Annotated in this window: 14 protein-coding genes and 1 pseudogene; 10 read left to right on the forward strand and 5 right to left on the reverse strand. The window is 31.8% G+C overall.

The window, feature by feature from the left end; genetic code table 11:
* Positions 1-293 precede the first annotated feature (293 nt).
* The 7 genes from X924_RS09590 to X924_RS09620 all read left to right on the forward strand — a co-directional run bounded on the left by X924_RS09590 (position 294) and on the right by X924_RS09620 (position 12,357).
* Complete coding sequence (locus tag X924_RS09590; RefSeq protein ID WP_121958691.1) at positions 294-1,439, forward strand: ROK family protein; 1,146 nt, start codon at positions 294-296, stop codon at positions 1,437-1,439.
* Between the two features lie 96 nt (positions 1,440-1,535).
* Positions 1,536-2,840, forward strand: a complete 1,305-nt coding sequence (locus X924_RS09595) for an ABC transporter substrate-binding protein (RefSeq protein WP_121958692.1) — start codon at positions 1,536-1,538, stop codon at positions 2,838-2,840.
* A gap of 66 nt (positions 2,841-2,906) precedes the next feature.
* Positions 2,907-3,782: a carbohydrate ABC transporter permease gene (locus X924_RS09600; RefSeq protein ID WP_121958693.1), complete on the forward strand. Its 876-nt coding sequence runs from the start codon at positions 2,907-2,909 to the stop codon at positions 3,780-3,782.
* Positions 3,783-3,875: 93 nt separating this feature from the next.
* Positions 3,876-4,715 (forward strand): carbohydrate ABC transporter permease, encoded by an 840-nt coding sequence (locus tag X924_RS09605; RefSeq protein WP_121958694.1) that lies wholly within the window; start codon positions 3,876-3,878, stop codon positions 4,713-4,715.
* A 42-nt stretch (positions 4,716-4,757) separates the two neighbouring features.
* Positions 4,758-5,744: an aldo/keto reductase gene (locus X924_RS09610; RefSeq protein WP_121958695.1), complete on the forward strand. Its 987-nt coding sequence runs from the start codon at positions 4,758-4,760 to the stop codon at positions 5,742-5,744.
* 68 nt (positions 5,745-5,812) lie between these two features.
* Positions 5,813-8,734, forward strand: coding sequence for an alpha-mannosidase (locus X924_RS09615; protein WP_199172695.1), 2,922 nt, complete (start codon positions 5,813-5,815; stop codon positions 8,732-8,734).
* 554 nt (positions 8,735-9,288) lie between these two features.
* A complete protein-coding gene (locus X924_RS09620; RefSeq protein WP_121958696.1) occupies positions 9,289-12,357 on the forward strand; it encodes an alpha-mannosidase in 3,069 nt (1,022 codons plus the stop codon).
* Positions 12,358-12,389: 32 nt separating this feature from the next.
* On the opposite strand, the gene X924_RS09625 is transcribed toward X924_RS09620, so the two are convergent.
* The 5 genes and pseudogenes from X924_RS09625 to X924_RS09650 all read right to left on the reverse strand — a co-directional run bounded on the left by X924_RS09625 (position 12,390) and on the right by X924_RS09650 (position 19,453).
* Complete coding sequence (locus X924_RS09625) at positions 12,390-14,126, reverse strand: NADH-dependent [FeFe] hydrogenase, group A6 (RefSeq protein ID WP_121958697.1); 1,737 nt, start codon at positions 14,124-14,126, stop codon at positions 12,390-12,392.
* A gap of 13 nt (positions 14,127-14,139) precedes the next feature.
* Positions 14,140-15,986 (reverse strand): annotated as a pseudogene (locus X924_RS09630) (NADH-ubiquinone oxidoreductase-F iron-sulfur binding region domain-containing protein).
* Between the two features lie 296 nt (positions 15,987-16,282).
* Positions 16,283-16,792, reverse strand: coding sequence for an NAD(P)H-dependent oxidoreductase subunit E (locus tag X924_RS09640; RefSeq protein WP_121958700.1), 510 nt, complete (start codon positions 16,790-16,792; stop codon positions 16,283-16,285).
* A 612-nt stretch (positions 16,793-17,404) separates the two neighbouring features.
* Positions 17,405-18,550 (reverse strand): Gfo/Idh/MocA family protein, encoded by a 1,146-nt coding sequence (locus X924_RS09645; RefSeq protein WP_121958701.1) that lies wholly within the window; start codon positions 18,548-18,550, stop codon positions 17,405-17,407.
* Between the two features lie 75 nt (positions 18,551-18,625).
* Positions 18,626-19,453, reverse strand: coding sequence for an alpha/beta hydrolase family protein (locus X924_RS09650; protein ID WP_158245371.1), 828 nt, complete (start codon positions 19,451-19,453; stop codon positions 18,626-18,628).
* 1,279 nt (positions 19,454-20,732) lie between these two features.
* Between X924_RS09650 and X924_RS09655 the strand changes: the two genes are divergently transcribed.
* From X924_RS09655 to X924_RS09665, 3 genes are read left to right on the forward strand one after another with little or no spacing between them, the layout of a single operon-like run.
* Positions 20,733-21,230, forward strand: a complete 498-nt coding sequence (locus X924_RS09655) for a MarR family winged helix-turn-helix transcriptional regulator (RefSeq protein ID WP_121958703.1) — start codon at positions 20,733-20,735, stop codon at positions 21,228-21,230.
* The gene (locus tag X924_RS09660) at positions 21,227-22,957 is read left to right on the forward strand and encodes an ABC transporter ATP-binding protein (protein WP_121958704.1); all 1,731 of its coding nucleotides are present in this window, start codon (positions 21,227-21,229) and stop codon (positions 22,955-22,957) included. Before X924_RS09655 ends, X924_RS09660 begins: the two co-directional genes overlap by 4 nt.
* On the forward strand, positions 22,954-24,942 hold the full coding sequence (locus tag X924_RS09665) for an ABC transporter ATP-binding protein (protein WP_121958705.1): 1,989 nt from the start codon (positions 22,954-22,956) through the stop codon (positions 24,940-24,942). The genes X924_RS09660 and X924_RS09665 overlap by 4 nt, the downstream gene beginning before the upstream one ends.
* Position 24,943 lies beyond the last annotated feature (1 nt).

Genomic DNA, 24,943 nt, shown 5'->3' on the forward strand with positions numbered 1-24,943 from the left:
TACATTGGAGACGTCCAAATTGGTTGTTTTAATTTATACTATATTTTAATATATTTTTCTAATTAAGTCAAACTATTATATCTCTATTTACAATTGTATGTAAGGAAGTAAATTCAAGCAAAAATAATCATAAAAGATTTGATTTTGTAAGTTAACTGTGTCTAATTCAAGATATTTTCTTTTAATATTTAAAATCTGTCGATTTTGGACCTTGACATTTATTAAAAGTTATATTAGAATCAAATTAATAAAGAAGACTTACTTATTAACCTAAATTTAATTAGGAGTTGAATTTGAATTTGAAAACACAAAACGAATCTATAAGAATAAATAATTCTTTAAAAGTTTTAGATCTTTTATTCAATAAAGAAATGTCAAGAATAGAACTTGCCTATCAAACTGGATTAACTAAAACTACTATAGGCGAGATAGTCAGAGATTTCCTTAAAATCGGATTTATAGAAGAAGTCAAAAGTAATCCTAATGGAATTGGAAGACCCTCTATTACTCTAAAATTTGTAAAAAACTTTGCTCATGTAATTGGAATAGGAATAATGCGCGACGGTGTAAATGGCTCTCTTATTGATTGTGAAGGAACGGAAATCTATAGCATGAAATATCCTTTCAAAGAGGGAATACCACAAATAAATATGGTATACCAAGTTATTGATGAACTTATGAGAAAAGCGGAACTTACTAACAAGAAAGTAAAAGTAGTATCTTTTGGGGTTCCGGGACCTTTAGATACTGAAAAAGGGGTTATTAAAGAACCACCAAAACTTCCTGAATTCGTGAATTTTCCTTTGATATACAAAATAAAGGAAAGATACAATGTTTTTGCATGTTTAGAAAATGATGCTGATATGGGAGCTATGGGTGAAAAATATTATGGAAAAGGAAAAGATTTAGATTCTTTTATATATATCCTCTATGATAAAGGTATTGGGGCAGGAATAATAATAAATAATCAACTTTATCATGGCATCAATGGATATGCAGGAGAGATTGGACATACTCTTATTTATAACAATGGGAATTTTAAATTTTTTGAAAATGAATACGGAATAGATAATGTTATTCAAAAATTAAACAAAATATCAAAAAAACAAATAAAATCCATCAATGAGTTAGAATCTATTTCAGAAACTGAAAATAAACAAATAAAAGACTTTAAAATAGAACTTTCCAAATATTTTGGTTCAATAATACTATCTTTAATACATTATTTTGGAATTTCAAATATTTTAATAGATGGTAGAACAAGATATTTAGGTAAAGATTTTTTAATTCAATTAAATTCTTTTGTAAAGGAACATTTGTTTCACAAGCATCCAATAAATATATCTTATTCAAACTTAGATGAATATGCAGTTTCAAAAGGCGCTGCAAAATTCGGATTAATAAAATTTCTTAAAGATGAAATTATTAGTAACATTTGAATATTTAGAAGGGAGGAGATTAAAATGAAATAACACATTAAGGTATTAAAATGTTTCTGGTTCAATATTTTAATAAATTTCAAAGGAGGAAGAGTTATGAAGAGGATCGGAGTTTTAGTTATATTTGCCATTTTATTAATCAGTTTTTTGGAAGCAGAACCTGTAAAAATAGTTTTTTGGCATAATATGTCAAATCCTGTGGATCGTAAATCTATCGAAGAAAGTGTTCAAATATTTAATGAAAGGAATCCCAATATTCAGGTAGAAATTATTTTAGTACCTGGGTCTGAAACTGAAGCAACTAAATTAATGACAGCTATTGCAGGAGGGACTGGACCAGATGTTTACTATTTAGACAGATTTACAGTTGCCCAAAGAGCTTATTACCAACAATTAGAACCTTTAGGCAAGTATCTGGAACAAATTGGGATAGACATTGAAAGCTTGAAAAAACAATATGTAGATTTTGCAATTGAAGAATGTATATGGAATGAAACTTTATATGCGTTACCCTGGGATACCGATGCACGTGTTTTATATTATAATAAAAAACATTTTAAAGAAGCTGGTCTAGACCCAGAGAAGCCCCCTAAAACTATTGAAGAACTAGATGAATATGCTGATAAATTAACTAAAAAGGCTGGAAATAGATACTTAAGAATAGGTTTTGTACCATGGGTTGGTCAAGGATGGCCTTACACATGGGGATGGGCATTTGATGGAGAGTTCTATGATCCTGAAAATCAAAAGTTAATATTTGCTGAAGATGAAAATATTATAAAATCTCTTGAATGGCAAAAAACATACGCTGATAAATATGGGATTAAAGAATTAGAAGCTTTTTTCTCTGCTTTTGGTATGAGTTTTACTGGAGCAAATGTTGGAAGTGCAGCTCCTATTGACCCTTTCTTACAAGGTCAATTATCAATGAGAATAGACGGGAATTGGCTTCTCGCACAAATTAGAGAATTAGCACCAAAAGATTTTGAATATGGAATTGCTCCTATACCATATCCAGAAGAGCTCGGACAATCAACTACTTGGGCAGGAGGTTGGAGTCTTGTAATTCCTAAAGGTGCAAAACACCCGAAAGAAGCGGCTGAGTTTATACATTATATGGCTACAGAAGGGCAAATTAAGTATGCTGTTGATACTGCTCATTTACCGACAATAAAAGAGGCAATTCCTGAATTTGTTGAAAATTATCCTGAGCAAAAATTGTTTGCTGATCTATTAACAGTTGCCAAAAGTAGACCTCCTTTACCAGTAGGAGCATTATTGTGGGATGAATTAGTGGATGCCAGAAATTATGTTTTATATGGTGAAAAAGATGCTGCGACTGCATTAAAAGATGCACAAGATAAAGTACAATCGGAATTAGACAAGATGTTAGGAAAATAAAGGTAAATTATTATTGGGCCTCGGATAAATAAGCGAGGCCCTACTTTTGAAAGGAGGTTTTCATAATTGTCTCATAGTAAAAAAAGAGCTTGGATAGGAGTGTTATTCGCATTACCAGCTATTTTAGGATTAGTTATTTTAAAAATTTATCCCATCATTGCTTCTGGTTTTTATAGTTTAACAGAGTACCATATAACTGATTCTCCAGAATGGGTGGGTTTTGAAAATTATAAAAATCTATTTTCCGATCCTTTGTTTATAAAATCTTTTTCCAATACAATGTATTATTTAGTATTGCTAGTTCCATTAGGGTTAGTTGTTGGAATCTGCTTAGCTTTACTTTTGGTAAAAGATATAAAAGGGATAAGCTTTTTTAGATCAATGGTTTACCTTCCCAGCATAGTTCCGGTATATGCTTTTGCTACTGTAGCTTTATGGTTCTTCAATCCATATTTTGGCTTGGTAAATGGGTTACTAGCAAGGGTTGGAATTAATGGTCCTCTGTGGATTGCTGATGAAAGTTGGGTAAAGTTTACATTGGTATTAGCAGCACAATGGGGTGCAGGTCCAACAGCTTTACTTTTTATGGCTAGTATGAAGGATATTCCTAGAGAATTGTATGAAGCAGCAACATTAGACGGAGCAAATGCTTGGCAAAAATTTTGGAGGATTACTTTCCCATTTATTAGTCCTGTTACACTATATTATTTGATAACTTCATCTATACAAGCACTTCAATTTTTTGATATGCCAAACATTATGACAGGAGGAGGGCCAAACAATGCTTCATTATCATTAGGAATGTATATTTATAGAAATGCTTTTCGTTACACAAATATGGGGTATGCCTCTGCAATGTCATGGATAATATTTATAATTGCTTTGATTTTGTCTTTTGTTCTTTTTAGGACATCTATGAAATGGGTTTTTTATGGAGAATAACTTTTATAAAAATTAAAAAAAATTTGTATATTAAGGAATGATTGATTTTGTAAGAGTACATAAATGATTAGAAACCAGGGAGGAAAGGTCTTTATGAAAAGCAAAAAGAAGAGTTTTATAATTTCAACTGTAATTAGTTTAATATTATTGATAATTGTTACAATTATTTATATGTTGCCTTTTTTTTGGATGGTATCCACTTCATTTAAAGCTGATCATGAACTATACGAATATCCTACCCCTTTATGGCCTGATAAATTAATGTTTGAAAATTACAAACACGCCGTAACATATTTTCCTTTTTTTAAATACTTTCGAAATAGCGTAATAATTACAGCCGGTTCAGTAATTGGAGTTTTGTTTTCCTGTCCTTTAGCAGCTTACAGTTTTGCACAATTAAAATGGAAAGGAAGAGATATTATATTCTATTCACTTATTGCCACTATGATGTTGCCGAATTTTGTTACACTTATACCTCTTTTTGTTATATTTGCAAGATTAAATTTAGTTAATACATTTTGGCCTTTAATAATTCCTTCATTTTTAGGACAACCTTTTTTTATCTTTTTATTAAGACAGTTTTTTCGATCTTTACCTACAAGTTTATTTGATGCTGCACGTATTGACGGAGCCTCAGAATTTCAGATTTATACTAGAATTGCACTACCATTAATAAAACCTGCACTTTTGGTAGTAGGATTATTTCAATTTTTAGCTTCATGGAATGATTATTTAGGACCTCTTATTTATTTAACAAATGAAAACAAATATCCTCTTTCATTGGGATTACCTCAATTTTTGGATCAATACGGTACTCACTGGAATTGGATGATGGCAGCTGCAACAATTACAGTAATTCCCGTTTTGATTTTCTTTATACTCACACAAAAACAATTAATTGAAGGAATTAAGTTTACTGGCAGCAAAGGGTAAAAATGCATATTCGTTAAAACAGGAATGGAGGTTGAATATTTTATGAAATATGTAAATCTTGGTAAAAGTGGTTTAAAAGTATCTGAAGTTTCTTTAGGGACAATGACATTTGGAAGAGAAGCAGATGAGAAAGAAGCAAATAAAATTTTGGAATATTATTTTGATAATGGTGGAAACTTTATAGATACAGCGAACGTATATGCAGAAGGGAAATCAGAAGAAATTCTTGGGCGTGCCTTAAGAGGAAAACGAAATAATATTGTTCTTGCGACAAAAGTGTTTTTCCCAACAGGGAAAGATTTTAATGAAAAGGGGGTTTCAAGAAATAATATTTTAAGAGCTGTTGAAAATAGCTTGAAAAGACTACAGACTGATTATATAGATCTTTATCAAATACATTGTTGGGATTATTTCACTCCAATAGAAGAAACTCTTTCTGCCTTAGATTACCTAATAAATAAGGGATATGTTAGATATATTGGGATTTCGAATTTTTCAGGCTGGCAAATTGAAAAGGCATTGAAAGTATCTGAAGTTAACAGGTATGAAAAAATAATTTCAGCTCAAATGCAGTATAGCCTAGTTGTAAGAGATATAGAAATGGAAGTTATGCCTGTTTGTAACGCAGAAGGTATAAGTCTTGTGGCTTGGGGACCATTAGGAGGAGGATTTTTAAGTGGAAAATATAAAGCTGGAGAAAAGCCAAAAGAAGGAAGAATTGCAGTAGCTGAAAATGATTGGGAAGAATCTTGGGACAAAAGAGCAACGGAAAAAAACTTCAAAATACTTGAAAAATTAGAAGGAATTGCTAAAGCTCGAAATAAAACGGTAGCTCAGATTTCACTTAATTGGATTATTTCGAGAAATGTTATTCCTATTTTAGGAATAAGAACTTTGAAACAAATTGAAGATAATATGGGGGCAGTGGGTTGGGAACTCACTCAAGATGAACTAAATGAGTTAAATTCAATTAGTGAACCAGAAGAAAGATATCCTTACAGATTCATTAAATCTGCGAATAAAAGATAATACGAAATTCTAATTCAAAAGTAGCTAACATGTTCATCTAACAAACATTAAAGGAGCAAATTGATATTATGATGAATATAGAAAAATTTAAATTAAAGGAAATAAAAAAACAGAATCCTGCAGGTTATTGGGTAAAAGATGAAATTATTCGTAATAAAGACATTTTGTTTTCCGGAACTCTTTTAGGGTCGCAATCTCAATCTTGGTACTGGAGTAACAGAATTATTTCTCAGATTGAATATGCCATGGAATTAAATAAAATATTTGATGCCAATTACAATAAAATTCTGAACTCAGCAATAGATTTTCTTTATGAAAACTATAGGAAAGAAAAAAGTATTACCAAAACCGTAGCTCTAGAAACAGAAAAGTTATTACTTCCGTTATCTCAAATATCAAAATCTTTTAAAATATTATGTGTTGCTCATGCACATATTGACATGAATTGGATGTGGAGATATGATGAAACAGTATCAGTGGTCCTTGAAACGTTTCGTACAGTTCTAAAACTAATGTCTGAGTATCCAAAATTCAAATTTTCTCAATCTCAGGCATCTGTATATAAAATTCTTGAAGAATTCGATCTTGAAATGTTAGAAGAAGTAAAAAAAAGAATTAAAGAAGGAAAATTGGAAGTAACTGCTTCTACATGGGTCGAGCATGATAAAAATATGCCTGGTAGTGAAAGTATGGTTAGGCAAATTCTTTATACAAAACAATATCTTTCAAAGATATTAGAAATTGATTCAGAATCTTTACAAATTGATTTTGAACCCGATACTTTTGGACATAGTATAAACATTCCGGAACTTCTGTTTAATGCAGGAATAAAATATTATTATCATTGTCGCGGGTACAAAGGTTATAATATATATAAGTGGTTAGCTCCATCTGGAAATTATATTATTGCATACAACGAACCTTTCTGGTATAATTCACCGATTGATTCATCTGCTGCAATAAATGTTCCACATTTTTGTACCAAGTACAACATTGATACGATGCTTAAGGTATATGGAATAGGTGATCATGGTGGTGGACCTACCAGAAGAGATATTGAAAGAATAATTGATATGAATGATTGGCCTGTTTTTCCAGAATTTCGGTTTGGTACTTATCATGAATATTTTTCATTGTTGGATAAAAACTCATCAAACATGCAGGAAGTAAAAAAAGAATTAAATTTTGTTTTTACAGGGTGTTATACTTCACAAAGTAAGTTAAAACAAGCCAATAGGATATCTGAAAAGACATTAAATGAAGCAGAGATGTTTAGCACTTTTTCTTGCTTATTAACTTCTTCTTCAAAATATCCTTCATTAGACTTTTCAAAGGCTTGGGAAAATGTATTATTTAATCAATTTCATGATATACTACCTGGGTCCTGTACAGGTGGTTCTCAAGAATATGCTATGGGATTATTTCAAAAAACTATGGCGATTACTAACACGCATCTATCTTACGCATTACGCCATATTACGGGAAGAATAGATACCGAAGGTATCTTTCAACAAAACAAAAAGGTAAACAAAGAAAGTATCTCAGAGGGTGCTGGAGCAGGATATGGAGTTGAAAATTTCAAGGTTATACAATCAGAACAAAATAGCGAAAAAGAAAGGATTTTCCATGTATTTAATTCTGCTACTTTTATTAGAAGAGAAGTTGTTGAAATTACTATCTGGGATTGGGATGGTGATCTTGAGAAAATTATTATAAAAAATGAGAAGGGTAAAATCATAACCCATCAGTTAATTGATAGAACTTTCCAAAGCTATTGGGGCCATAATTATTTTCGATTACTCATCAATGCCGAAGTTCCTTCTTGCGGGTATTCAACTTATATAATGAGTGAAATGGAGGAGAACGATTTAGAATTTAGTAAAGAAGAAATGTTTAATGTCTTGGCTCCTAGAATCGAAAAACCTGATGAGTTCATTATGGAAAATGAATATATAAAAGTTACTTTTGATTCCAAAAATTTGTCTATCAATTCTCTAATAGATAAGGAAAATAATCAGGAAATAGTAGATAAATCTCATCCATCTGGGATATTTAGATTAATTGAAGAAGAAGGTAAGCATGAAGGAACTGCTTGGGTTGTCGGAAGATACATGAATATAAAAAATCTTTTAAACGATATAAAAGTTAAAGATGTGTGTTTAGACGAGAATATTAGTAAAAGTATAACTTATGAATTATCTTTTATGAATTCTTTATTAAAGATTAAAATATCATTGGATCAAGATTCTCCTACTTTGACGTATGATGTACAATGCGAATGGAAAGAATTTGGAAAAGTTGGAGAAAGTGTCCCTCAGCTTAACTTCTTTTTACCTCTTTCATATTCACCTATTACCTTTAAATACGATGTGCCTTTTGGTGTTATTGAAAGAAAAGGTGCGAATATGGATGTACCTGCAAATAGTTTTGCTGTAGGGGTTAATCAAAAAGCAGATAACAAATCTGTGATGCTTGTAACGAATTCAAAATATGGGTTTCGTTGTAATAATAATGTTATGTCGGTTTCTCTTATAAGGAGTTCAACGGATCCTGATCCTTATCCAGAAGTTGGATCACATAAATTTAGATTAGGGATATCTTTAGTTAATGTTATCTCAAATAAAGATTTAATAGATAAAGCATATACTTTTAATCATCCTCTTAACTCCTTTTACGGGACTTTTCATAAAGGAACGCTGCCCCTTTCTAAGGGCTTTATGTCACTGAAAAGTAAAAACGTTGTAGTTTCTGGAATAAAAATGCCAGAAAAAAATAGTTTTAATAGACTGATTATAAGGTTATATGAAGTTAATGGTGAAGAAGAGAACGTGGAATTATCCTTTTTTTGGAAAGTAAAAAATGCCTATATGATTGATATTAATGAAAAAATTATGCCGGAAAGAAATGATATTTCATTTATTAACAATAACGTATCTTTTAAAACAAAACCATATTTCCTAAGTTCGCTCTTGGTAGAATTTGATAATTAAATGGATATGAAGATTCAGTATTAAAAAATTTATGAGGAGGAGTTTTAATTTTATGTTATTAAAAAAGATAAAAAGAAAAACATTTTGATCTTTATTGAAAAAAGCCAGAATTGTACAAAGAGATGATGAAAAAGAAAATTTAAAGATTATAGGTGATGGATTAGGAGATAAAGGGTATAGAGGATTTAGCATAGCAAATTATATGAAACACAATTATAAAATTTATTAGGGACTTTAGAAATGAGAATTTTCTAAAAATGGAATTTTGAATTTAAACTGGGTCTAGGGCGGAGCCCTCTCCCCCTCCTTCGGTAAAAATACCGAAAAAGTTAAAAAAATTAAGAATTAGTAAGAATTAGAAGTGGAAAGGTATTTTTGGAGAAACTAAACGTCAAAACATTTATAGAATCTGTGTTTCATAATTTCTAAAGTGAGTAACATTATAACGTAGGGAGGTAACTACTTCAAACACAAGATATTAAAAGTTAGTTAAATTCTGTGTCTTAGAATTTCTGAAGTCAGTAAAAAATTTATAAGTAGGAGGAAACAAATCAATGCTAAAAAACATTACTAAAAAGAAAATCCAAAATGGTTTGAAAGAGGTAAAAAAACTCTCAGTTAAAGAAAGCTTTGAAATAGATACTCTTGAGTATTTTGAAGATGAAGAAAAAAGATTTAAACCTCAATTCAGTGAACAATTCTCTTGGAAAACTATAAAAGTTGGAGAACGTTGGGGTGGGTACGACAAGATATATTGGTTCAGAAAAACCGTTCAATTACCTAATGATTTCAAAGGTGAAAAACTTTTTTTGAAAATTAATTTGGAAAAGGATGGAGATTTAGATGTTGTTCCAAATTATCCAGAATCGTTGTTATTTGTTAATGATAAATTTATTCAAGGAATAGATAAATATCATAAAGAAGCAATAATTTCCTCAGAAGTTGCCGAAGATGGGAAATTAGAAATTTATATAAGATCTTGGACAGGTTTAAAAGGGGATTTGAGCTATACTTTAGCGGGATTAGAATTGTATATTATAGATGAATATTCACAAAAATATTATTTTTTAGCCAAAAATATTCTAAACACATTAGAGGAACTCGATGAAAACAATATAGTGAATATTAAATTGTTTGATATTCTGAACAATTCATACAATAAAATCAATTTCATCAAACCAAAATCGGATGAGTATTATAACTCAATAAAAGATAGTTACAATTACCTAAGAACAGAATTAGAGAAATTAGATAATTTTAAATTAGATACTCCAAAAGTGGTTTTAACAGGTCATTCCCATATTGATATGGCATGGCTTTGGAGAATAAAACATACAAGGGAAAAAGCGCAGCGTACTTTTTCAACAGTTTTAAACCTAATGAAAGAATATCCAGAATATACGTTTATGCATTCATCACCCGCACTGTATAAATTTTTGAAAGATGATTATCCAGAATTATATGAAAAAGTAAAAGAAAAGATAAAAGAAGGAAGATGGGAAGCAACAGGAGGTATGTGGGTAGAATCTGATTCTAATATATCACCTGGTGAATTTCTAATAAGGCAGATTCTATTTGGTAAAAGATTTTTAAAAGAAGAGTTTGGTATAGATTCTAAAGTAATTTGGTTGCCAGATGCATTTGGATACACGTATTCATTACCCCAGATAATAAAAAAATCTGGAATGAAGTACTTTGCAACAACAAAGATAAGTTGGAACGAAATTAACAGATTTCCCTACGATACATTTTGGTGGAAAGGGTTAGATGGAACAAAAATATTAGCTCATTTTATTACTACTCCTGATGAACACAATTATTTTTACACGTATAACGGTATGTTAGAACCTTTTACGGTGAAAGGTATATGGGATAATTACAAACAAAAAGATATAAACGAAGAATTACTTCTTGTATATGGTTGGGGAGATGGAGGAGGAGGTCCAACTTATGAGATGCTTGAAAACTACCGTGCCATAAAAGACATACCAGGACTTCCTACAGTAGAAACGGGAAAGGTAGAAGATTACTTTGATAGACTGGAAAAAAGAATAGTAGGTAAAAACGTCCCCTTGTGGGACAACGAACTATACTTTGAATTACATCGAGGTACGTACACTTCTCAAGCTTTCATAAAGAGGGAAAACAGAAAATCTGAAGTAGCTTATCACAACGCAGAGTTTTTAAATTCACTAGCTAAATCTTTACTCAGAGATTTTGAATATCCACAAAAGTCTTTAAACGAAGGATGGGAGTTGTTACTTTTAAACCAGTTTCACGATATACTTCCAGGTTCATCAATAAGGGAAGTGTATGAAGATGCTAGAAAAGATTACAAAAAGATAAAAGAAATAGCGAACAAAGAGATTGAAAAAGCTGTTTCTATTATTTCAAAAGTCATAAAAACTGATGAAGATAGTGTTGTTGTTTTTAACACTTTGCCTTTTGAACGAAACGAGTTGATAGAAATAGAAGAAGGTAAAAATCTTTTAATAAAAAATATACCACCACTTGGGTACAAAGTTGTTAAAAAATCAAAATTAGATAAAGAGCAAGAAGAAAACATAATAGTAAAAGAAAATTATATAGAAAACAAATATTATACAATAGAATTCAACGAAGTTGGACAGATAAAAAGATTATACGATAAAGAAAACAAAAGAGAAGTATTAGAAGATGGGAAGTTTGGAAATGTTCTTCAAACTTTTGAAGATAAACCATATTTCTTTGATGCATGGGATATATCACCATACTTCAAAGAAAAGATGAAGGAAGTTAACGAATTAATTGAGGTTAAAGTACTGGAAAGTTCTTCATTAAAAGGTGTTTTGAAATTCAAATGGCGATTTTATGATTCAACCATAGAACAAAAAGTCATCGTATACAATCATTCAAGAAGAATAGATTTTGAAACTCATATAGATTGGAAAGAGAAACAACTTTTACTAAAAGCAGCTTTTCCAGTAAATATAAGAAGTACAAAAGCAACTTACAACATACAGTTTGGTAACATAGAGAGAAGTGCGACGAACAACACAAGTTGGGATATAGCACAATTTGAAGTACCTGCACAAAAATGGGCTGATCTTTCTGAAGGAAATTATGGAGTGTCTTTATTGAATGATTCTAAATATGGTTATGATATAAAAGGCAATTTAATGAGAATAACTCTTTTAAAGTCTCCTATAGAACCTGATGAAACAGCTGATAGAGGAGAACATACATTTACTTATTCGCTTTTACCCCACTTTGGGACATGGAGAGATTCAGAAGTTATGAAAGAATCTTACCAACTTAATTATCCAATTATTGTTAAAAAGTCACAAAAAAATTCAGAAGGTAAACTCCCTAATAGATTTTCTTTTGCAATTATTGATGATCCATCAATAATAATCGAAACTATTAAAAAGTCGGAGGATGATGATTCGATAGTTATAAGGGTATATGAAAGCGAAGGGAATAGAAAAAACGGCGCTGAAATAATTTTCTTCAAAGAAATAAAGAAAGCATATGAAACTAACTTGATAGAAGAAGAGCCAAAAGAAATAAATATAATAAACAAGAACTCTTTCAAATTTGATATTACTCCATATGAAATAAAAACTTTTAAGGTTTGTTTTTGAATTAAAAAGGGTGGAGAAATCCACCCTTTATTTTATAGCCACTCTCTTTCTAAATATTTAGTGTGCAACAAGTGATGTGCTTTTTCACTACCTGGTTTTTCTAGATATTCGTTGTAAAGTCTAACAATCGATGGATTTTCGTGAGATTTTCTAATCAATTTTGTTCTATCAATTACATTTAATGCGTCTATACGTTTTTTGATTATGGTGAAGTTCCCATGATGATAAGGTTGTCCCCCTCCACCAACGCATCCTCCAGGGCAAGCCATGATTTCTATTAAGTGAAGTTGAATCTTTCCATTTCTAATATCTTCTAAAAGTTTGCGAGCATTGCCTAAACCATAAGCAACACCTACTCTAATAATCTTTCCATTGATTTCAATTTCTGCGACTCTTGTAGATTCATAACCATGTAAAGCAGTGAATTCAACAGCTTTTAATTCTTTACCGGTGATCCATTCATAAGCAGTTCTTAAGGCTGCTTCAGCTACTCCCCCTGTTCTACCAAATATTGCAGCAGCTCCTGTTGATTCTCCTAATGGGCTATCGTATTCCATTTCTTGAACTGCTTTGAAATTAAACCCGGCTTCTTTTATCATTTTTGCTAATTCTCTGGTGGTTAATACATAATCTACATCTTTGTAGTCGGGACTAGAATTTATCTCATCTCTTGCTGATTCATATTTTTTTGCCAAACAAGGCATAATAGAAACAACGGTCATATCTTTTGGATCGATATTCTTTTTTTGAGCATAATAACTCTTTGCTATAGCGCCAAACATTTGTTGTGGAGACTTAGCGGAAGAAGGCATCTCAATCAAATCTGGAAATTGATGTTCAAGAAACTTAACCCATCCTGGACAACAAGATGTTAACATAGGCATAAAACCACCAGTTTCTAACCTTTCTTTAAATTCAGTAGCTTCTTCCATTATGGTTAAATCGGCGCCAAAATTTGTATCAAATACCGCATCAAAACCCATCAATTTTAAAATTCCCACTAATTTACCAGTAGAAATAGTTCCGGGTTCATATCCAAATTCTTCTGCTAAAGCAACTCTTACAGCTGGAGCGGTTTGCACGACAACGTGCTTTTTCTCATCTTCAAGCTCTTTCCATACTTCGTCTATATAAGATCTCTCAACTAAAGCACCTGTGGGGCAAACTGCCACACATTGGCCGCAGAATGTGCATGCAGTTTCTTCAAGCGGTAAATCAAATGTTGGTTTAATAACCGCATTAAATCCTCTGTCCATAGCAGATAATACTCCAACAGTCTGAAACTTATTACACATAGTTTCACATTTTCTACACATGATGCATTTATTCGGATCCCTTATAATAGCTGCTGAAATATCTTCTTTATAATCGGAAGTTTTTCCAAAAAAAGGATTTTTAACAATATTGAGTTCAGACGCTATTCTTTGAAGATCACATTCCCCATTTTTTGAACATTTTAAACAATCTTGAGGATGATCAGATAATAACAGTTGAACAGCCGTTCTTCTTGCTTCCACAGCCTTCCGTGAATGTGTTCGAATTTTTAAACCTTCAGATACAGGTGTTGTACACGCTGGAGCAAGTGTTCTTCTCCCCTCTATTTCTACCATGCATACTCTACATGAAGAAGGCTTGTTTTCTATATTAATATCCTTCAAATTCATATAACACAAAGTTGGAATATATCCTCCAAATTTTTGTACTGCCATTAAAACCGTGTCGTTTTCAGATGCTTCAAATTCATTATCATTTATATAAATTTTTGGCATTAATTATTCCCTCCTAAACTATATTGATAGCGTTAAATCTGCAAGTTGAATAACAAGAACCACATTTAATACATTTTTCTTGGTTAATAAAGTGTGGCTTTCTTAATTCGCCTTCTATCGCCTCTGTCGGACATACCCTAGCACATGCAGTACATCCAGTACATACATCAGGGATTATTTCATATTTTATTAAATTCTTGCAGACTCCTGCTGGACAGTCTCTATCTAAAATATGAGCACGATATTCATCTGCAAAATAAGTATATGTCGAAATAATTGGATTTGGAGACGTCTGTCCTAATCCGCAAAGTGAGGCATTCTTTACAACGTTAGCCAAGGAAATCATCCTGTCTAAGTCTTCCAACTCAGCATTCCCCGAAGTAATCTTTTCTAAAATTTCTAAAAGCCTTACATTACCAATACGGCAAGTTGTACATTTACCGCAAGATTCGTCAACAGAAAATTGAAGATAAAATTTTGCTACGTCTACCATACAAGTATATTCATCCATGACTATCATACCGCCAGAACCCATCATGGAACCCAACTTTTGAAGACTATCGTAATCTATAGGAGTATCTAAATATTCAGCTGGTATACAACCACCAGATGGGCCGCCAGTTTGCACAGCTTTGAATTTTTTATCTTCTTTTATACCCCCACCTATGTCATAAATAATTTCTCTTAACGTTGTTCCCATAGGGACTTCTACTAAACCGACATTTTTAACGTCTCCGGCTAATGCAAATACCTTAGTACCGGAAGAAGTTTCTGTACCAAATTGTCGGAACCATTCAGCACCGTTAAGTACGATAGGAGGAATATTAGCAAGTGTTTCTACATTATTTATTAGAGTAGGTTTTCCCCATAACCCTTTGTTTGCAGGAAAGGGTGGTTTATTTGTAGGTTCACCTCTTGATCCTTCTATGGAATGAATTAAAGCAGTTTCTTCACCACATACAAAAGCCCCAGCACCAAGCCTGATTTCTATATTAAAAGAAAAATTAGTGCCCAATATATTCTCCCCTAAAAAACCATATTCTTCTGCTTGAGCAATAGCTGTTTTCAATCTTGAAACAGCGAGAGGATATTCTGCTCTGATATATATAATTCCCTTTTTTGCACCAATTACGTAAGCTGCTATAGTCATTCCTTCTAAAACAGAATGAGGATCTCCTTCAAGTACTGATCTATCCATAAAGGCTCCTGGATCTCCTTCGTCTGCATTACATATTACATATTTTTCATCACCTTTAGCTTGCATTGTGAATTTCCATTTTAATCCTGTAGGAAATCCACCGCCTCCACGTCCTCTCAAATTGGAAGACATAACGGTTTCCAATATATCTTCTCTCCGTGACTCTAATGCTTTGGCAAGGGCTAAATAGCCATCGTTTTTTAAATAATCTTCAATTTTTTCTGGATCAATGTTTCCAGCATTTCGTAAAACAATTCTAACCTGCTCGGCCATTATCTTCCCTCCAATTGAAGAGCATTTTTATGTGTTTCTTTTATTACCAAATCTTCTAATATTTTCCCTTCTATTAGATGAGTTTTTACTAAATCATTAACTTTTTTTTCAGTCACATTCCCGTATAGAATTGGTTTTTTACCTGGTTCGTCAATTTCTACAGTTGGCTCTGCGTAACAATATCCAAGACATCCCGTTTTTATAACTTTTACGTTTGATAGTTTTTTCTCTTGTATTATTTTTAAAAGTTCGTTGTAAGTGTCTTCGGCACCAGAAGAAACTCCACATGTTCCTAAGGCAACTTTTAAATAAATGCTTTCCTTGTCTTTTTTTTCTTTTAATTCCTTAATTAATTTTCTTAATTCATCTGTGTTTTTCAACTTAGGCATAATATATTCCTCCTAAATTATTTGTATTTACTCACTTTAGAAATTATGAAACTCAGATTCTATAAATGTTTTGAACTTTAGTTTCTCCAAAAATACATCCCCATTTCTAATTTTCACTAATTCTTAACTTTTTTAACTTTTTCGGTATTTATACCGAAGGAAGGGGAGAGGGCTCCGCCCTGGACCCATTTTAAATTCAAATGCTTATTTTTAGAAACGCTTCATTTCTAAAGTTCTATATTTGTATTTTACCAAACCAAACCGATATAATTCGAGAGTTTGCAAAAGTAAAATCTTTAAGCTTGCTTTTCTTTTGTTTTATATTCTCTAATTATTCTTAGCACATCAGTTGTTTTTAATCTACCGTAGACCTTTTCACCGATCTTTACTACAGGAGCTAATCCACATGCTCCCAAGCATCTAACCGGATGAATAGAAAATAATCCATCTTCTGTTACTTCTTCTTCTCCAATATTCAAAATTTTCTTGAATTCATCCAATATTTGATTGGCTCCCCCTACATAACAAGCAGTTCCTAAACAAATACTTATAGGATATTTACCTTTTGGCTTTGTAGAAAAGAAGTTGTAGAAGGTAACTACGCCATATACTTCTGAAGCAGGTAGCCTCAACTTTGCAGCAACCATTTTTTGTACTTCCAGCGGGATATATCCTAAAGTTTCCTGAACTTTATGCAACACTTCTATAAGATAACTTCTACGTTTTTGTTCGGAATTTTCATTCAAATCTAGGGAATCAAGAAATTCATTTATTTTGGTTAATTTTGAATCAAGAATATCTTCCATTTTTAACGTCCTCCCTTCCATAGTTAATATACTCACTTTAGAAATTATGAAATTCAGATTCTATCTTAGTTTTTTCAAAAATACTTCCTAAACGCTAATTCTTAAAAAATATGAATTTCTTTGACTTCTTCTCTACGTATAGCTAAGGAGAGGGGGAAGGGCTCTGCCCTGGACCCATTTAAATTCAAAAGCTCATTTTTAGAAAATCATTATTTCTAAAGTTCCCATTTAATTCTTTTAACTTCTTGGCTACGCGCAACTAAAAAGAAAGAAGAGGGCTCTGCCCTGGACCCATTTAAATTCAAAAGCTCATTTTTAGAAAATCATTATTTCTAAAGTTTCAATTTAATTCTTTTAACTTCTTGGCTACGCACAACTAAAAAGAGAGAAGAAGGCTCTGCCCTGGACCCATTTAAATTTAAAAGATTATTTTCTAAAATCCCCAATAGTTAAAAAATTCACAGATATACCATAACCATCTTTCTTTTTCATCTTATTATATCATATGTAAAAACAAAAACATTTAAAAACAATTAAAATGCTTGTTTCTTTTTTCACAAAATGTAACTAAATTTATCGGCATTAAAAAAGGGGCGAGAGCCCCTATTAATTTTAAAATTCTATCCATGTACAATTTTTATTCGCACTTTCCAAACATTTTTCAATAAATTTCATTCCAATCACTCCCTGTTCAACTGTAGGAAAGTCTAAATCTTCTTGGGTTAATATTTCACCTTTTTTTCTTTTGATAATTGCGTTTATAAACTTTTCATAAATTCTTGCAAAAGCCTCTATGTAACCTTCTTGATGGCCACCAGGAGTAACATAATCTTGTTTTATGTATTCACTAATTTCTTTACTACCTCTTGACAATCTCAAAAAAGGATGGTCAATAGTAGAAATTTTTAAATAATTAGCTTGTTCTTGCGACCATTCAATAGAACCTTTAGTTCCGTATATACCAAAGTTTAAATTGTTTTCGTGTCCTATTGCAATTTGGGAAGTCCAGTATATACCTTCAGCTCCATTATCAAAATTCACTAATATGGAGGCATTATCATCCAGTTTATTTTTTTCTATGAACTTATCCATTCTTGCACACAATGATTTTATCTTCAAACCTGTTATAAAAGATACTAAATTTTCAACATGAACTCCTATATCAGCTACACAGTTTGACAATCCTGAAAATTTAGGATCAGAACGCCATTCATGTCGAGGGATTTTACCCTCAAAAGGAACTTTAGCCATCCAATCACTTATGTACTGTGCATTTACAAACCTGATATCTCCTATTTTTCCGCTTCTTACTAAATCTCTTGCAAATCTTACCATAGAATAACCGGTATAGGAGTAAGCTACCGCAAATATGAGTTTATTATTTTTAGCTATGTTACTTAACTCATTTGCTTGATCTAAAGTTACAGTTAAGGGTTTTTCACACATTACATTTATGCCACTTTCCAAAAATTTTTTTGCTATTTCGTAATGTGATACATTAGGAGTAACTATAGAAACAAAATCTATTTTATCAGGTCTTTTAGATTCTTCTTCAGCCATTTCTTCGTAGTTTCTGTAAAGCCTTTTTTCTTCCAATTTCAGTTCTTTGCCAGTGATCAAAGTATTTTTAAAATCTCTGGAAAACGCACCACACACTAATTCAGCGTTATTGTGCAAATTAATTGCTTTTCTATGAACTATACCTATTTGAGAATTTTTTCCGCCTCCAACCATACCGTAAGTCAATTTTTTACTCATATTTTAAACCCCCTTTTACTTTTATAAATAAGTACTCTTATTCCAAAAAACTTCTTTTTTAAATTATCAAACTTTTTAATATAGCTCTATAACCTCTGTAAAAAACCTTAAAACTTCCTTTATCTCTTCTTTCCATAAAAGCCAATTATGTTCTCCATCTCTAATATACAATCGTGAGGGGATGTTCTTCAATCTTAATTGATGATGTAAATCACAAGTTCCTAAATAGAGATAAAAATAATCATTGTTACCACATGATAAATAAACAGGCAACTCCAGATCATTTTTTTTCACGTTATCTATAAAGTTGAAAATATTTTCTTTTTCCCAAAAATCTGCATCAAATGGCCAACCAAATGCATCGTGATAAAAATCTTCATGGATGTTAATTTCGTTTCCCTCTAAATCTATATCTTTTTCTGGTGGAGCTTCTTGCATTATTGCTCCACTTAGGCTTGCTACAGCCAAGAACTTTTCAGGATATTTAAAAGCAAATTTTAAAGCACCATATCCACCCATAGATAAACCTGCAATAAACCGGTTAGATCTATCAGTATAAACTTTATACTGCATTTCTATGTGGTTCATAAGATCGTTTATAATCGCACTTTCATATTTCTGACCATTTGGAGAATCCACATACCAACTATTTTTTGCATCTGGCATAACTGCAACGAAAGGAGCAATTTCATAATTTTTTATCATAGAATCCAAAGTTTGATCTATATGTCCTTTTCTAATCCAGCTTAACTCATTTCCATTATGACCGTGCAATAAATAAATCACAGGATATTTTCGAGAATCTTTAGAATATTTAGGAGGAAGATATATAGAATAGTTCATATTATTTTTCAATGTATTACTAAAAAATGAAACTGATTGATAAAGAATTCCATCCGTCAAAACCATCATCTCCTTATGGATCAATTTTAAATTAAAAGTTTATTTTCGAAGCTGCTCTTTTCAAAAATACCTCCATAGTTTTAATTTCGACTAATTCTATATTTTTTAGCTTCTTAGGTAACTTGTGGCCAGAAAAGGGGAGAGGGCTCCGCCCTGGACCCATTTTAAATTCAAACGCTTATTTTTAAAAAGTTCTTATTTCTAAAGTCCACATTTAATTTCTTTAACCTTTTTGGTACTTGTAGACAGAAAAGGGGGAAGGGCTCCGCCCTGAACCCATTTTAAATTCAAACGCTTATTTTTAAAAAGTTCTTATTTCTAAAGTCCACATTTAATTTCTTTTATCTTTTTTGGTACTTGTAGCCAGAAAAAGGGGAAGGGCTCTGCCCTGGACCCAATTTAAATTCAAAAGCTTATTTTTAAAAAGTTCTTATTTCTAAAGTCCACATTTAATTTCTTTAACCTTTTTGGTACTTGTGGCCAGAAAAGGGCAGAGGGCTCTGCCCTGGACCCAATTTAAATTCATACGCTTATTTTTAAAAAGTTCTTATTTCTAAAGTCCACATTTAATTTCTTTAACCTTTTTTGGTACTTGTAGCCAGAAAAGGGGGAAGGGCTCTGCCCTGGACCCAATTTAAATTCAAACGCTTATTTTTAAAAAGTTCTTATTTCTAAAGTTCCTAAAAATGTTTATAGTTTTTAACTTTCGTAAAAGCAAACTTTTATGAATCTTTGAGAATATTATATCATAATTTTCTTATATAAATTGTATGAGTTCATCCGATAAACATAAGACTGAAGCGAACAAATAAAGATGATTGTTAAATATTAACATATAAATCATTAAAAAATTGACTTTTTTTAAAATTTGGATTATAATATATTGGTTAGCTTACTAACTAATATATTGGAGATTTTAGAAGTGCAAGCCTTTAAAAAATAATGTTTTGAATTTAAAACGGGTTCGGGGCGGAGCCCTCCCTCTCTCCTTAGTTGCACGTAGCTAAGAGGTTAAAGAAATTCATATTTTGTGAGAATGAGATATAGACTTTAGAAATGATAATTTTTTAAAAATAGAATTTTGAATTTAAAATGGGTTTAGGGCGGAGCCCTCTCCCCCTTCCTTGGCTACAAGTACCAAAAAAGGTAAAGAAATTAGGAATTAGTAAGGATTAGAAGCGGGGAGGTATTTTTGAAAAAACTAAAATTCAAGACAATTATGCAACCTAAGTTTTAGAATTTCTAAAAATATTAAAATATTTGAAGAAAGGAGATTTAAATGAAAAAAGAAGAAACTTATTGCGAAGACGAATTATTTGAAGATATAGAGCCTTTAAAAGTAGAAGTCGTTAGAGAACTATTCCAAGTTATCAAATTAGAAGGTCAAATGAATTTTAAAATATTAACAGAAAAAGGGCTCTACCCGGCTCAAGCTGTATGCTTGTGGTATATAAGCAAGAACGAAGGGATAAACCAAAAAACGCTGGCAGAACAAATAGTGGTAGCTGCTCCTACAGTTTCTATGATCATTAAAAAATTAGAAAGGAATGGGTTTATAGAAAGAAAGCCTTCGACAGAAGATATGCGAACGTTACAACTATTTCTAACAGAAAAAGGTAAAAACATTATTGGTAGTTTGAGAATATCTTTTTCAAAAATAATGAATATAGCATTAGATGGGTTTAATGAAAATGAACTAAAAATTTTTAAAGAATTACTCAAAAAACTTGATTTTAACATTTCAAATTACTTACAAGAAGGTGAGGTTAATAAATGAAAAATTTACTAAAATATTTGAAGCCATACTATAAAGAAATTATTGTTGCTATTATTTTACTTGTTATCCAAGGAATTTCAAATCTGTTTTTGCCGAGTTTGAATGCGGATATTATCAACAATGGAGTTGCAAAAGGTGATTTAGATTATATTGTTAGAACAGGAGGTATAATGCTTCTTTATACACTTCTTCTTTCTGGAGCAGCCATTGTTGCTACTTATTTTAGTTCTAAAGTTGCAGCGTCATTTGGTAAAGATATTCGTAAGAATCTATATTACAAAGCTTTAAGTTTTTCTCAAGAAGAAGTTGATAAATTTGGAAATGCTTCTCTTATTACAAGAAATACCAACGATGTTCAGCAAGTTCAAATGATGGTTCTCATGGGGCTAAATATTATAATAATGGCACCAATCATGGCGATTGGTGGGATTATTATGGCAATACGACAAGATGTTGTGCTTTCTTCATCTATTATTATAGTTGTTCCAATAATAGGATTAGTTGTATTTTTTCTTATGAGAAAAGCAGTTCCGCTTTTTAAAGCTATGCAGGTTAAATTAGATAAAGTAAATAAGATTCTTCGTGAAAAATTAATGGGAGTAAGAGTTATAAGAGCATTTGTAAAGGATGAATATGAAGCAAAAAGATTTGATGAAGCAAATAAAGATTTGACTCAAACAGCTTTAAGAGTCAACAGGATTTTGGCTTTAGGGATGCCTTTACTTATGTTAGTTATGAATTTATCTTCGGTGAGTATAATATGGTTTGGATCTATTCGTATAGATAATGGAGCTATGCCTATAGGTAATTTAACTGCTTTCCTCACATATGTAATAGAAATACTAGTATCTATTATGATGGCTATGGCAATATTTATTATGTTGCCTCGTGCAGAAGCTTCTGCAGAACGTATAAATCAAGTATTAATTGTAGAGCCAAAAATAAAAGACCCACAAGAGCCTAAAACTTTGACTGAAAAACATGGGGTTATAGAATTTAAAAACGTTACTTTTAAGTATCCGGAAGCAGAATCGCCTGTATTAAGTAATATCTCATTTGTAGCTAAACCAGGAGAAACAACAGCTATAGTTGGAAGTACTGGTTGTGGAAAAAGTACACTTATTAATTTAATTCCAAGATTTTATGATATTACGGAAGGAAAAATAGAAATAGATGGTATAGATATCAGAGAAATGACGCTTGAAAGTTTGAGAGATATGGTTGGTTTTGTTCCACAAAAAGCGTACCTTTTTAGTGGAACGATTTCAGATAACCTGAGATACGGTAAAGAAGACGCGACTGAAGAAGAAATGTGGAATGCACTTGAAATAGCCCAAGCAAAGGATTTTGTTAGTAAATTGCCTCAAAAGCTTGATGCGCCTGTAGATCAAGGAGGAACAAATTTTTCAGGAGGGCAAAGACAACGTTTATCAATTGCAAGGGCAATAATTAAAAGACCAAACATTTATATTTTTGATGATAGTTTTTCTGCTTTAGATAATAAAACAGATTTACGTCTTAGAAAAGCTTTAGAAAAAGAAACCGAAGACGCTACTGTTATAATAGTTGCGCAAAGAGTAAGCACTATTTTAAGTGCAGATCAGATAATTGTTATGAACGATAATGGAACAATAGCAGGAATAGGAACGCATAAAGAACTTTTAAAAACATGCAAAGTTTATCAAGAAATTGTTTATTCACAGTTACCTAAGGGGGAAATCGCATGAGCCAAAATAATACTCAAAATGCTCATAAAACAAGAAGGCATGAACACAGACCCATGGGTGGTGGGTTTAGAGCTGGAATGGCTCCTGTAGAAAAACCAAAAAATTTTGGTAGATCTTTTAGGAGATTGCTTGGATATTTAAAACCCCAAATTTTACCTTTAATATTTGTAGTAATTTTCGCCGTAGCAGGAACAACTTTTATGATATTAGCGCCGAAAACTATGGGAAATGCAACTAATGTTTTATTTGAAGGTATTATTGGGAAGAATATGCCAGAAGGGATGACTAAAGATGAAGTTATTACTATGCTTAATCTATCTGGGCAAGAGCAGTTAGCTGAAATGTTGGGACCAATGAACGTGATCCCTGGAAAAGGAGTTGATTTTAGTAGACTTTTCTCAATTTTGATTATTTTGTTAATCATGTACAGTTTATCTGCTCTCTTTAATTGGATGCAGCAATACCTCATGGCAGGTGTTTCTCAAAAAACGGTTTATAAACTGAGAAAAGAAGTTGACGAAAAACTATCGAAACTTCCTCTTAAATACTTTGATAGTCATCCACACGGTGATTTGCTAAGTAGGGTTACTAACGATATAGATAATATTGGTCATACACTTCAACAAACGCTTGTACAAATTATTACTGCTTTAGTAACAGTTGTGGGTGTAATTATAATGATGTTCACAATAAGTCCCTTGTTGGCATTAATTGCTTTAACAGTGATTCCTTTATCGCTTGTTGCCACAATGTTGATAGCAAAAAGGTCACAAAAGCAGTTTGAAGCACAATGGGCAAGTACCGGAAGATTGAATGGTCATATAGAAGAAACGTATACAGGGCATAATATAGTGAAAGTATTTAATAGGCAAAAAGATGCAAAGAAAAGATTTGACGAAGAAAATGAAAAATTATACCAAGCAACTTTTAAAGCTCAATTTATTTCCGGTATAATTAGACCAATAATAGGATTGGTTAATAATTTAAATTATGTTTTAATAAGTGTTGTAGGAGGATTACGTGTAGCAAATGGTTTAATTACCTTAGGAGAAGTACAAGCTTTTATACAATACTCAAGACAATTCAATCAACCATTAGTTCAAACTGCAAGTATAATAAACATTTTACAATCGACAATTGCTTCTGCAGAAAGGGTATTCGAATTGCTTGATGAAGAAAACGAAGTATCTGATCCACAGGATCCTGTAGTATTAGAAGATGTAAAAGGACATATTAAATTTGAGAATGTTTATTTTAGTTATAATCCTGATGAACCATTAATAGAAAACTTGAATTTAGAAGTAATGCCGGGTGAAAATGTTGCTATAGTTGGACCAACAGGTGCCGGAAAAACAACACTTGTAAACCTGTTGATGCGATTTTATGATATTAACGATGGTAGAATAACCGTAGACGGTGTTGATATTAAAAAAATGCGAAGATCTGACCTAAGAAAAATCTACGGTATGGTTCTTCAAGACACATGGATATTTGGAGGAACGATAAAAGAGAATATTGCATATGGTAAAGAAGATGCAACCGAAGAAGAAATTTTAGATGCAGCGAAAATGGCGTATGTTGATCATTTTGTAAGAGCTCTACCGCATGGTTATGAAACAGTTATAGATGAAGACGCTTCGAATATTTCTCAGGGTCAACGTCAACTTATAACAATAGCACGCGCATTCTTAGCAAATCCAAGAGTTTTAATTTTAGACGAAGCAACGAGTTCAGTCGACACTCGTACGGAACTATTGATTCAAAAAGCTATGGAAAAGCTTATGAAAGGTCGTACAAGTTTCGTTATAGCGCATAGATTATCAACAATTAAAAATGCTGATATTATACTTGTGATGAATCAGGGACAGATAGTAGAACAAGGTAATCATGAAGAGTTGATGAAAAAAAGAGGATTTTACTATGATCTGTATATGAGTCAATTTCTTGGAAGTGAATTTGAAGAAGAATCAGAAGTACGAACCTAAA

The organism is Petrotoga sp. 9PWA.NaAc.5.4 (assembly GCF_002895485.1).
Taxonomy (GTDB): domain Bacteria; phylum Thermotogota; class Thermotogae; order Petrotogales; family Petrotogaceae; genus AZRK01.